Below are 13,192 nucleotides of genomic sequence, written 5' to 3'. Positions count from 1 at the left end.
ATTGAAAGGTTTTTGGGTGTTTTTTTAAGCTGTCTGATTTTTCAAGAAATCAGACAGCTTAAAATTAGTTGATCGAAAAGAATTATTCCCAGTTTACTTTGGGGGATTTATAAAAGTTCAGTCCCATAGCTTCCCACATTTTGCCATGACGATTAATTCTCAAACTGAAAGATTCCCAGCTTCTGAGTTCCTTGGGGGTCCAGGCAATTTCAGCAATAGCTGGTAATCTGGGAAAAGTCAAAAATTCCATATCGGATCTGCTTCTCAATGTTTCTGCCCAAAGTGGGGCTTCTACACCAAGGATATGTTCTCTTTTGATCTGTGGATCCAACTCGGTGGGATCCCAATTATAGGCATCATCCAGTTCTATCAAAGCAGCCCAGGTATAGCCGATTTGAGTGGTGGAATCATATTTCATATCCAGATAAGCTTTGACAGCCGGAGAGATCAATACTTTTGAACCCTGTTCTATTGCCATTACGGCGTTTTCCGCTTTTGACCAATACTGGGCGACAGTAGACGGTAACAACTTGGCATGGGCCACTTCATCCCATCCCATGCTTTTCTTCCCGTATTTGGTTACAATATCCTGTGCTTTTTCAATGAAAGGAATATAATCCTCCATCGAAGTTACATGCGATTCATCTCCTCCAATATGGATATAAGGCCCTGGGGTCATTTCAGCCAATTCACGGACAACATCGTCTACAAACTGAGAGGTAACCGGTTTATTGGTATCCAAAGTACTGAATCCTACTTCCGTTCCTGTATATAGCGGTGTGGCTTCTCCATCAACTCCCAAACTGGATCTGTCATATCTTAATGCTCCTTCTTCCGGCACAGTGATTCCTGGATTCAATACGCCATAAGCTGCCAAAGCAGAATTGGTATGACCAGGCATATCAATTTCAGGAACAATGGTGATGAATTTTGCCTGGGCATATTTCACAATTTCTTTATAATCTTCCTGGGTGTAGAAACCTCCAGGTCCACCGCCCACTTGAGTACTGCCACCAATGGTGGTCAGTAATGGCCAGGATTTGATTTCTATTCTCCATCCCTGATCATCGGAAAGATGAAGGTGGAGAAAATTGATTTTATACATTGCCAACAAATCGATCAAATGCTTGACATCCGCCACAGGGAAAAAATGTCTGGCCACGTCAAGCATCATTCCTCTATAGGCATATTCAGGTCTGTCCTCTATTTTTCCCGCAGGAAGGACATATTGGTTTCCCGGGCTCATTTTCTGATCTCCAAAAGCAGGAACCAGTTGCTTGAAAGTCTGAACCCCAAAAAATAAACCTGCCGGACTTCCGCCAGAAAGAACAACTTTTTCCTTGTTGATATCAAGCGTATATGCCTCTTCTCCCAAGGCAGAATTCAACTCAAAAACAATACTATTCGCCCCCACCTCATCAGAAGAACCCAACTGCAAGCCTGTCAGGGTATACATTTCAGATTTAAAATATTCGGTTACCATGGAAATTTCAGAGGCATTAGCTCCGCTGAAAATTTTGGTGTTGCCGTCCAGGGTAAAAGACCCTTCCTGCTCAACAATGGAAACAGGTGCCGGGATAATACTGTTTTGTGTGATCGGTACAGTTTTGTCAATGCTACATGAAACGGCAAACAGTGCAACAGCAATCAGAGTTTTTAATGCGGGGATTTTTAAGGTTTTCATAGAAGATAATATTATGATCAACATGTAAACTTAAATAAAAATTTTAAAAAAGATTTTACCGATTATCGAATAGTTTGTTTAATATTCTGAAGCACCCATTTATCACAATTATTTTCCATTTTTCCAAAATCAGAAAAATATTAAGTGCTTAAACCAAGAATTTAAATAAATTGACATTTATATTGGAATATTCTCTAAGTACCAACTCTAACCGAATCCCAAATGAAAAAGGAAACATTGCCCCCAAACGATAATTCCAGAAGAAATTTTATTAAAGCCTCTGCTACGGCCGTTGCCGGGTTTTATTTTGTACCAAGACATGTATTGGGCGGTCCGGGATTTATCGCCCCTTCAGATAAATTAAGAGTTGCAGGCATTGGAGTTGGAGGAATGGGAACCGGAGATGTTCGGGGTGTGTCCAATAGTGGTAAAGCTGATTTTATTGCCTTGTGCGACGTGGATGATACCCGGGCCCAAAGCAGTGTAAAAGCACACCCAAAAGCAAAGTATTATAAAGATTTCAGAACAATGCTTGATAAAGAGCATAAAAACATAGATGCCGTTACAGTCTCCACTCCTGACCACATGCATGCCATTCAGGCCTTATCAGCCATGCAATTGGGAAAGCATGTCTATGTACAGAAGCCCCTCACCCACGATATATATGAGGCAAGAATCCTGACTGAGGCAGCGGAAAAATATAAAGTGGTCACCCAAATGGGAAATCAGGGCTCATCAGGTGAAGGAGTCAGAAAAATGGTAGAATGGTACAATGCAGGTTTGATAGGAGAAGCGACAAGGGTTTGGTCCTGGACTGACAGACCTGTTTGGCCTCAGGGTATTCCCTGGCCAAGTGAAAAAGCCACCCCTCCGGCAGATTTGGATTGGGACCTGTGGTTGGGAACGGCTCCTCAAAAAGACTATGTCACTAATTTAATTCCATTCAACTGGAGAGGTTGGTGGGATTATGGAACAGGTGCATTGGGAGATATGGCCTGTCATATCATGGAGCCTCCTTTCAGGGTATTGGGACTAGGCTATCCTGAATCAGCAGAGTGTAGTGTGGGTTCAGTTTATGTTGGAGAATTCCAAAGAGGTTATTTCCCGGAAAGTTGCCCCCCTTCATCTCATATCACCTTGAGATTTAAAAGAGAAGGTAAGGAGGATTTGTCCTTCCATTGGATGGATGGTGGTATTCAGCCTTCCCGACCTGAAGAGTTGGGGCCAAATGAAGTGATGGGTGATGGAGGAAACGGGGTCATCATAGAGGGGACAAAAGGAAAAATGATGTGCGGTACCTACGGAAAGGATCCGAAACTTTTACCTACTTCCCGGACAAAAGAAATAAAGGTTCCTGAGACTTTGTATAGGGTCCCCAAAGGAGACGGCGGCCATTATAATAACTGGGTGGAAGCTTGTATTGGAGGGTATGGCAGTAAGGAATACGATCAGCTAAGTTCACCATTTTCAATAGCAGGTCCCTTAACTGAATCCGTATTGATGGGCAATCTTGCTATCAGAAGTTATGATTACAGAGAGCCAAGAAGGGACGGATCCAACAGATTCAATTATCCGGGTAGAGGAATCAAGCTGGTATGGGATGGCCCAAATATGAAAATAACCAATTTTGAAGCTGCCAATCAGTTTGTGAAAAGGGAGTATCGGGAGGGTTGGAATTTGGGCTGAAGTTGAAAATCAGCAGACTCAGTTTTCCTTTTACCTTATAAGGGGACAATCCCGCAAGACTTTGGTTTTGCGGGATTATCTTTTTTATTTTTTATATGAAGGTGATTTGAGATAAAGTCTTAACATCTATTCATCAAACCCCAAACCCGCGGCGTTGAGCATTTTGGCGTAAGCAGATTTTCTTTTAGCAGCAAGTTCATTGAGGGTAGTCCGCGCACTGATAAGACTGACCTCCCGGGCATTGACAAGGAAAAGAGAACTTTCTCCTACTTCAAATCTCATCATTTCCCCTTTTAAAAGTTTCTGCAGTCCGTTGACGTTATTGGTATATACACCTAATTGTCTTTCTACCGTTTCAAAATTGTAAATTTCGCTTTCCAATTTTGTGGTCAATTGGAGCAATTTCAAATCCCTTTCGTAGGTTTTGAAGTTGATTTTTGATTTAGTCAATCCCAGATTTCCGCGTTCTCCTCTCAAAAAAAGAGGCATGGAAAAAGTCATCCCAAGTTTGTAATTATTTTCCAAAAAGGGGGATAATTGAAATTCATTGACTTGCTCCACCAAAAAATTATAATTGACCTTGACTACCGGAAGCAACATATTGGCTTTATACCTTCTTTCTATCTGAAGAGATTCAATGTCAAAATCAGTCAATAGTAATTGGGGATGCCTATAAATATACTCACGCATGGATTCTTTGCTGTAATCGAACACCATTGCATCTAGAACATTTTCAGGATAAACTGATTCCAATAGGTCTACTGGTTCATCATTTTCATCCCATAGAAAAGTATTCAAAAATTGGGTGGACTTGAAAAACAGAATTTGGGCAGTCTGTAATCTATAAATCCTGTCCATTACTTGCGTGTAGGCTTCCACGGTATCGATAGCAGGGAAATCTCCCTGAATATAGCTTTCCTTGACCATTTCAAACCGCTCTTCTGCGAGTTTTACTCCACCCTCCAAGACCTGTACGTTTTGATAATCCGCTGCCCAAGACCAATATGCCTCAGTAGATTCCATATAAAGGTCATTAAGGATCTGAATCCGTTCTGCTTTGGTGGATTCATTAAAGACCTGAGCCTGTCTCAGTGCTGCCCGCCTCTTATCTATCAAAAGGCCTTGAGCAAGATTGACAGATGCTCCCAAAGCAACTAAACCGTCATCAGGTACTTCCAATTCCGGATTTAGCAAAGTACCGGTATTATATTCAATCAAACCTTTCAATTCCACACCTGCCATAGTTGGAATTACAATCCCGCCCTCTCTTTTATCATAATAGTTGGTGTTTTTAAATCTCTTGGCTTCATAATCACCATATAGTCTAGGATCAAATCCCCCTCTTGAAGCACGGAGTTCCATTTCACCAAATTCAACAGTGATATCTGCCTGCTTGGCTACAGGATGAAAGCTCCTCACCCATAACATATAATCATCATAGGAAAGCAATTCCTGACCAATAAGCGGTGAATTCAGAAAAGAAATTATAATTACAAAGAGTATGCGTTTCATTTACTTGGTTTTCCTGTTTTCAGCCTTTTCTCTTGAAGTATAATAATCCGGTGGGAATCCATTTAGCTGACGCCATATTTCATACCAAAGTGGCACATCATTCAGCAAGGATATCCCATCTGCACCTGAACCAATACGGAGAGCCTTCGGCCAGGGCTCCTCTTCAGGATCCTCCACAACCAAAACCCTGTAATATCCATCGGCACCACTAAAATTGTCAATAGCTTGTACCATACCTCCAAAAGTACCATTAGTTATCTGAGGCCATCCTGAAAAAACGATAGCAGGCCAACCGTCAAAAATAAATCTAACTTTATTCCCTATTCTCAACAACGGAAAATCTACCGGAGCAACGTACATCTCTACAGCCAATTGGGCATTGCCCGGAAGTATGCTTATTATCTCAGCTCCCTCCTTGATTGTCTCTCCTATACCTACCTGAATCGCTTGGGTAATATATCCTTCCTGAGGGGCAAGAATATGACGGAAACCTGTTCTGACTTCATAATTTGCATATTGATTTTCCAACTTGGTAGCTGTAGCTTCTGCATCAAACTGTGAAGACATGGCCTCATACATATCTGCACTTGCTTTGGCCATTTTATCTCTAAAATCATTGTCAATGGCGTTCAACTCAATCATGGCTGCTATCCTCGCATTGATACTTTGCAGCAACTTGTTTTCTGCAGCTATCAAACCTGCCTGAACATCCTGGAATCTAAGTTCTCTTTGTTCAAAATCCGTAAGAGAACGAAGTCCCTCATTGTACAGTTTTTCTGCCCGATCAAGCTGATCCACTCCGACTTTAAAGTTCACCTTGGCCTGCTCAAATCTTATGCTGTCAGAAGTTACTTGAAGTTCGGCCATTTTCAGCCTGTTATCTGCCTGTTCCCTTCTCAAAACATTATTTTCCTTCAATGCCTGTATCTGGATTTCAAGGGAACGGACTTTTTCTGAATAAGACCTTGCCGACATGGTTTTGGCATCCACCTGAAGCTTTGTTCTTTCCAAAAGTAAAGGATCAAAGTAATCATCCTTGATTTCAGAAATCAACAAAACTGTATCGCCTTTTTGGACATATTCACCCTCTGCCACATACCACTTCTCTATCCTTCCTGCAATGATTGAATGTACAGTCTGAGGCCTCTGATCCGGTCTCAAAGCTGTTACAAAACCTTTTGTTCTGACATTTTGGGTCCAGGGAAGAAAAAGAAAAAGAAAAGTCCCTATCAAAAACCATAGTAATATTCTGATCCTTTTCTTGCTCTCCTCTTTTGGAATTGTCATTCCAAAACTTTTAAACTCTTCGAAGGTGAAATCTTTCCCGATTTTGTTATTTGAAATACCTATCATTGTCCAAAAGGATTAATTATTGTAATTATTAAGATATTCCTCACTGCTGCCATCAAATATTAAATTGCCCATATCAATTTTTATAACTCTTGGGAATTTCCTCATAGTATCAGCATCCTCAGATATCATCAACACTGTCCAATTCCCTTTTAGAATAAAATCGAGGACCCTTGATTTTTCCAATGGATCCAAATAGGTTATCATATTTTCCAAAAGAAGCGCTTTAGGATAATTGACAAGGCACCTTGCAAGAACTATTTTACTCACTATTGACTTACTCAGAGTACCTCCTTCCGGCAATAGAACAGTATCCCAATCTTTTTCCAGCAAATAAATGTATTCCTTAAGTCCAACGAGGTCAATGATCTCCCTTACATGCTGATCTTCTACATCTTTGTGCAAGGTGATATTATCGTAAATACTTGCATGGAAAATAGATTGGTGAGAAAGACTATCCCCAATGTAGCCTCTTAATCTTTCCAGATTCATAGTATCTATCGGGAGCCCATTGACTATCACCCTTCCCCTGTAATCACTGAAAAGCCCTGACATCAAATACATCAAGGTACTCTTTCCACTACCGCTTTTTCCGGTAAGAATCACTTTCTCTCCTGGGTTTAATGTGAAACTGACATCATGAACAACATCAAAAGTCTCATTCTTGGATTTGAAACTCAGGTTGCGCAACTCAAACTTCAGACTTTCATTATTTGTGGTAAGTGATTTTTCGGTACCTTCTTGCCTTTCCAATGGTAAATCCATGATCTGACCTATTTTCTCAGTAGCAGTCAAAGTATCATAGACAACATCCAGCGATAAAATCACTTTTTCAACTGAACTTACAATCAGGATTATGATTACTTCAGCAGCTACAAATTGACCGATACTGATCTGATTATCAATCAACAACAAACTACCCACTATAAGTAAAGTAGTCACGATCAGGGCCTTAAAGGCAATCATCACCTTGTATTGGAAGACCAATACGGAAAAGTGCTTATTCCTGAAATCCACATAGGACTGTAATAGTTTGTCTATTGTATAAAAAGGAAGTTTGGAATTACCTGCGAGTTTAAAGGTGGCCAAAGTCCTTCCGATCTCTTCCAACCAATAGGCTGTTTCATATTTTTTGGTTGAAACTTTTAAATTGGTCTCCATACCTTTTGGGCTGGTAAAATAAAAAATCAAAATGATCATCAGAATGAGTAATAAACTGAAAATCAAAAAGAAAATATTATAGACAGCCAACAAAAGCATACCAAAGAAAATCTGTACCATCGCAAAAGAAAAATCAATCAGGATTTTTGAAACTCCCTTTTGAAGATTTACTGCATCAAAAAAACGATTCACCAATTCTGGAGTATGTTTATCCTGCAATTCGTCCAATTTGAGTTTTGGCAGGCGGTATGCAAAACTGAATCCCACTTTGGTGAATATGCGCTGTTCAAGTTTTTCAGTGAGATATAGTTGGGAGATTTGAAGAAATCCACCAAAAGTGATCCCCAAAGCCACAACCAAAATCATAATCAACCAAGCAGTGCTTACCCTTCCCCCAAGGACGAAATTCACAATGGCCTGTATCCCCAAAGGGTATATCAGAGAAACGGCACCATTGAGCAATGAGTAAAAATAGATGGCATAAACCTCCTTTTTCTCTTCATTCAAAAGGTTAAAGAATCTCTTTAACGGTGTCAGCGTATAATCAATTTTCATTTTCTATGGTTTTGAAAACTAAGTTGTGGAAAAAATCAATTCTTTTTTCATCTCCCTGCTGATGTTCAGTCAATCCGGGAAGATGCTTTGCGTAATAAGACTGCATGAGACTGGATTCCATTACCGTGGAAACCAATGCTTTCGGGTACTCGAAATCTGGGTTTATCTCTAAAATTATTTTGGCAATCCTTTCACCCAATTTGTGGTAATGGTTGAAGAAGCCCTTTTGATACTCGTCATCCACCTCCTTTGTCATAATTGCCTTTGCAGCTTCATCTGTCAACAAACTCCTTAATGATAAAGGGTTTATAAAATCATTTTGAGTAAATATGGGGCCTTTTACTAAAATTTGAATGGCTATATCCAATTTTTTTCTTGAATCAGTGAGATTCGCAGTCCCAAAAACCAAGTTCTGTTCCAGATATCCCCAATACCACGAAGTCAGGTAAAGCAAAACCTTGTGTTTATTTTCAAAGTAACGGTATATGGCTGTTTCAGTACAACCAATCTTACTCGACAATTTTTTGAAAGTAAAATTTTCAAATCCAAGTTCAATAATCATTTCAATTGATTGCTCAATGATTTCTCTTCCCAAGTCAGAACTGAAAGGGTCTTTGAGAAATATATTCTGATTGATTTCAACTCGGATTTTCCGGAGTATGGCTTCCATAAAATTTGAATAAAAACACGATCATAACGGTATTGCCACCTAAATAGTTTATACCTATATAGAAAAAGTTTGTATTACACACAAAAAAAATTTCGGCTCCTATGCAAAATCAGTTTTAATCTATTTCTTCATATATGCTTCCCTAATTGCTTTAAACTCCGAGCTCTCTTTCCATTGGGGCCATATATCGCTATCTGAAAGCCTTTTACCTACTTGATACAATAATTGCACATCATCTACTGCACCTTCCAGGTTCCATCTTTTAGGGTCATAAGAGTCAGAGGGTTTGTGGTAATATTGAGCGGTATATTCGGCCTGCAAATCTTTGCCATATTCCTTGCCCTTTTCAACATGGTCAATCCCTGTTTGAAAATATAGTGCCGGTATTCCCACCTTTGCAAAATTGAAATGATCAGACCTGAAATAATATCCTGCTGAAGGGGTTGGTTCCGGTGCACTGTATCTGCCTACTTTCTCCAATTCATTATTCAGTAAGTCTTCAAGGTCGGATTGGCCCATACCAATCAACGAAACATCCTTCATTTTTCCATAAGGGTTGATGCCATCCATATTGATATTGGCAACGGTTTTTTCCACAGGGTAAACAGGATTTTCTGCATAATAGGCCGAACCCCATAGGCCCTGCTCTTCTGCTGTTACAGAAAGGAATATAATGGTTCTTTCCGGTTCTTTATCAGTTTTAAAAGCTTTGGCCAAAGCCAAAAGGGCCGCAGTGCCACTTGCATTGTCCAAAGCACCATTGTAAATGCTGTCTCCGGATTCATCAGGCTTACCTATTCCCAAATGGTCCCAGTGGGCTGTGTAAATAATGTATTCATCAGGTCTTTTGCTCCCGGTGATTTTGGCTATGACATTTTTTGAAATATCATAGGTAGCGTCAACTTCCATTGAGGAACTTGCTTTCAAGTTCATAGGAATAGCTTGGAAATCCGGCTTTCTTGCCTGTGCCAGCATTTCCCTTTCATTTAATCCGGCCATTTCAAATAATTGATTGGCCGTTGGAAGTGTAACCCAACCTTCAAACACAGGGTTGTAGATATCCTTGCCTCTGGTATCCAAATAAAGTTTCACTGCATTCCAACTATTCTGCACCACATTAAATCCATAGCCTGCAGGAATTGTATTGTGCACAATCAGCGTTCCCAATGCCCCTTGTCTTGCCGCTTCTTCAAATTTATAAGTCCAACGTCCGTAATAGGTCATGGTATTTCCTTTGAAAAGTGTTTCATCCTCTGTTCCAAATCCCGGATCATTGACCAGAACCATGACTATTTTATCCTTTACATCAATATTTTTGTAATCATTCCAACCATACTCAGGGGCAACGATCCCAAATCCTGCAAAAACTATTTCAACATCTTCGAAATTTTGAGTAGCCTCTGTTCGCTGTGTCCACAAGACGTAATCCTTCAATCCTTCCAGTTTCAGTTCTTTGGAATCTGATTTGACCGTCATTTCATTTGAAGGCCTGGTAGCAATGGAAACCATGGGCACATCCTGAAAATAACTGTCCCCGTTTCCAGGCTCCAGACCTATTGACTTGAATTCATTTTCGAGATATTTGATGGTAATCTCCTCTCCTTCCGTAAATGGCATTCTTCCCATAAATGAATCTGAAGATAAAGTGATTAAATGTTCCTCCAAGTCAACTATCTCAAATTGATAAGGTGCTGTCTCTGTCGGTTGACAAGAAACAGTATAAAGGCCCAAAAGAGCAATTGTCAGAAATGATTTAAACTTATTGAAATTCATATTGAACGATAATGGTTTGACCGAAGATAAGAATATTACTTGTCATTTAGCAAAGGCCTTTTATATAAGGTGAAAATTGATATGGGTGTTTGGGATGACCAAAGTCATATGTCAATTACCTTGTTTGTCATAAAAGTGAAAGCGAAACATTTTCAAATTTGAAAAGTCAGAGATGAGAACTTGATTTTTTTCGGAATTAAAATTTTTACCTTAGCAGTCAAATTTCAGTGATGATGAAAAATGTATTGAAAGTTGTAATGACCTTGGCTATTGTTCTTGCCGTGGTCTACATGTTTGGACCAAAAGCCAAAACAGAAAATCTAGCAGGTGATTATCCTGAAGTACCTACAAGATTAAATGAACTGACAGAATTTGTTCATTCCAAATCCGATACTGTCAAAGGTCTAAAACCGGACAATGAAGCCAAAATTGTTTGGGCCGATAGTCTCAATAAAAGTAAAACGCCCTATTCCATTGTATATATACATGGCTTTGGAGCGAGTGAAAAAGAAGGACATCCTGTCCATAGAGAGGTTGCGGCCCACTTTGGAGCTAACCTTTATCTTATCAGACTTCCCGAACACGGGATTTCGCGTCCCGATGCTTTCAAGCATCTGACTGCAAAAATGCTGCTTGATGAGGTGAGGGAGGCCTATATGGTCGGGAAAAGCCTTGGCGACTCAGTGATTGTCATTGGAACTTCTATGGGGGGAGCACTTTCATTGAATCTGGCCTCCGAAAGGCCTGATATGAAAGCTTTGGTGCTATACTCCCCTTGTGTCAGAGAATACGGTGATCAATTGGAAATATTTTTCAAACCTTGGTTAGCCTATCTGGCAGAAAATTTCCAATATGAAAACGGGGTGCTTATGAACAAAAGGGAAGGCGAAAAAGCCAAATACTGGTCAGAAGAATATCATATCAATAGTTATAAAAGCTTGGCCATACTAATCAGGAGTACCATGAATTCCGAAACATTCTCCAAAATAAACCAACCCTTATTTTTGGCCTATTATTACAAAAATGAGGAGGAACAGGACAAGGTGGTTTCAGTACCTCATATGCTGGAAATGTTTGAACAAGTAAATACTCCCGGGAACCTTAAAGTGAAAAAAGCATTTCCTGAATCGGGAGACCATGTCATCGCGTCTGATATCACTTCAAAAGACTGGGAAGGAGTGCTAAATGAAACCATCATGTTTTTGGAAGAAGTAGCAGGGATAAAAAAGGTTACCAAACCCGAATTGGTGGAAATTGAAGATTAAAATGAAAATTTTTGAACCACAAAAGGGACAAAAGGAATCAAAAGAATTAATAAATATAATCTACGACTATTGTTCATTTCAATCTTATATCGAAATGACAAAAAATGGATAATTAGACGGATTAGATCCAAAACCTTTTGTTAACTTTTGTCCCTTTTGTGGTTCAAAACTCTAAAGTTTTAATGCAACTTTGTCACCGCTTTTGACAGCTTGGAATATGGCATCTATAATTTTCATGTCTTTCAAACCTTCCTCCCCGTCAACAGGTACAATTGGCTTTTTACCATCAAAAATAATGGCGGCCATTTGGTCCATTTGGGTGGTTTGATGAGTCACGTGGGGAAGATCCAATCGGCCTTTATGTGTCCAACTTTTTATAGGTCCATAACCGGTGGATGGTTGCATTTCGGCGAAACCTTTTTCTCCAACCAAGAAGAATTTATCCAGATAACTGAATGCATAGGTGGATAGACAGGAAGCTACAACACCACTTGGAAATCCCAATTGAAAAGTAATCGTCTCATCAACACCCTCTTTAAATTTTATAGGATCAGTTTTGACCTCCTGTGCTGTCACCCAAATGGGTTCCTCTCCTACCATATATCTTGCACCATTGATGGAATAGATGCCAATATCCATCATAGCACCACCCCCAGCCAATTCTTTATTTAAACGCCATTGGTTAGGATCACCTATTTTAAAACCACTTAGGCCTTGAAAGAATTTTACGGTTCCAAATTCTCCAGCATTCCTCAATCTGATTACCTCCAAAGTGTTTGCCTCAAAATGCATCCTATATCCAATCAATAAATGAACTCCTGCTTTCTTACAGGCATCCACCATTTCCTTTCCCTCTTTGGCATTGATGGACATAGGTTTTTCACAGATGACATGTTTGCCCGCAGCGGCCACTCTCAAACATTGACCATGATGCAGGGCATTTGGGGTAATAATGTAGACTGCATCTATATCAGGGTTGTTTTTGATGGCATCAAAGTTTTCATAATTGTAACAGTTTTTATCAGGGATATTATACTTGGCCTGCCAGTCTTTGATTTTGGAAGGTGTGCCGCTGATGACTCCGGTTACTTTTGCACGCTTGCAATCTTTCATCGCCTCAGCGACCCTGTTACCATAACTCCCCAATCCCATAATGGCAACTTTCAAAACAGGCCCATCCTGTATATCAGAAATGTATTGATGCTTTTGATAAGGTGCGAAACTAAAAGTCATTGGTAGGATTCCTGCTCCAACAGAAAGTTTCTTTATAAAGTCTCTTCTTGATTTCATAACGCTAAAGGCTTAGGTTTTTTTGGAAATATTTGTTTGATAGGAAATTATGTTTTTTTCAGCAGGAAACAAAATGTATTAGGATAATGGGAAATTCATGTTACCTGATTGGTAAAACCATTAAATGGGTATTATGATAATTACCCTAAAAGAGGAGTCAAAAAACAAAGTGATTAATTAAGACCAAACTCTAAATGGTTATCGGATTGAAAAAAAATTAAAATTTTTTGTTGAAAATATTTTTAA

General features: G+C 39.6%; 9 protein-coding genes. 2 read left to right on the top strand and 7 right to left on the bottom strand.

Features of this window, described 5'->3' with window-relative positions; translation table 11 throughout:
• Positions 1-82: 82 nt before the first annotated feature.
• On the bottom strand, positions 83-1,684 hold the full coding sequence (locus B9A52_RS12170; RefSeq protein WP_157370136.1) for a beta-N-acetylhexosaminidase: 1,602 nt from the start codon (positions 1,682-1,684) through the stop codon (positions 83-85).
• A 222-nt stretch (positions 1,685-1,906) separates the two neighbouring features.
• Between B9A52_RS12170 and B9A52_RS12165 the strand changes: the two genes are divergently transcribed.
• Positions 1,907-3,370 carry a Gfo/Idh/MocA family protein gene (locus B9A52_RS12165; RefSeq protein ID WP_084120722.1) on the top strand — a complete coding sequence of 488 codons (1,464 nt, stop codon included), beginning with the start codon at positions 1,907-1,909 and terminating at the stop codon, positions 3,368-3,370.
• A 126-nt stretch (positions 3,371-3,496) separates the two neighbouring features.
• On the opposite strand, the gene B9A52_RS12160 is transcribed toward B9A52_RS12165, so the two are convergent.
• The 5 genes from B9A52_RS12160 to B9A52_RS12140 all read right to left on the bottom strand — a co-directional run bounded on the left by B9A52_RS12160 (position 3,497) and on the right by B9A52_RS12140 (position 10,391).
• Positions 3,497-4,882, bottom strand: a complete 1,386-nt coding sequence (locus B9A52_RS12160) for a TolC family protein (protein WP_084120721.1) — start codon at positions 4,880-4,882, stop codon at positions 3,497-3,499.
• Entirely contained in the window at positions 4,883-6,235 is a 1,353-nt protein-coding gene (locus tag B9A52_RS12155; protein WP_084120720.1) for an HlyD family secretion protein, read from the bottom strand.
• Positions 6,236-6,247: 12 nt separating this feature from the next.
• Positions 6,248-7,948, bottom strand: a complete 1,701-nt coding sequence (locus tag B9A52_RS12150) for a peptidase domain-containing ABC transporter (protein ID WP_084120719.1) — start codon at positions 7,946-7,948, stop codon at positions 6,248-6,250.
• A complete protein-coding gene (locus tag B9A52_RS12145; protein ID WP_084120718.1) occupies positions 7,938-8,618 on the bottom strand; it encodes a TetR/AcrR family transcriptional regulator in 681 nt (226 codons plus the stop codon). The genes B9A52_RS12150 and B9A52_RS12145 overlap by 11 nt, the downstream gene beginning before the upstream one ends.
• Positions 8,619-8,738: 120 nt before the next feature.
• Positions 8,739-10,391 carry a M28 family metallopeptidase gene (locus B9A52_RS12140; RefSeq protein WP_084120717.1) on the bottom strand — a complete coding sequence of 551 codons (1,653 nt, stop codon included), beginning with the start codon at positions 10,389-10,391 and terminating at the stop codon, positions 8,739-8,741.
• 230 nt (positions 10,392-10,621) lie between these two features.
• On the opposite strand from B9A52_RS12140, the gene B9A52_RS12135 reads away from it, so the two are divergent.
• Entirely contained in the window at positions 10,622-11,656 is a 1,035-nt protein-coding gene (locus tag B9A52_RS12135; protein ID WP_231955596.1) for an alpha/beta hydrolase, read from the top strand.
• 171 nt (positions 11,657-11,827) lie between these two features.
• Here B9A52_RS12135 and B9A52_RS12130 read toward each other — a convergent pair whose 3' ends face one another.
• Entirely contained in the window at positions 11,828-12,946 is a 1,119-nt protein-coding gene (locus B9A52_RS12130; protein WP_084120715.1) for a Gfo/Idh/MocA family protein, read from the bottom strand.
• Between the last annotated feature and the right edge of the window lie 246 nt (positions 12,947-13,192).

Source organism: Aquiflexum balticum DSM 16537, assembly GCF_900176595.1.
In the GTDB taxonomy this organism is placed as follows: Bacteria; Bacteroidota; Bacteroidia; order Cytophagales; family Cyclobacteriaceae; genus Aquiflexum; species Aquiflexum balticum.
This window is presented reverse-complemented; position numbering and strand designations above follow the sequence as displayed.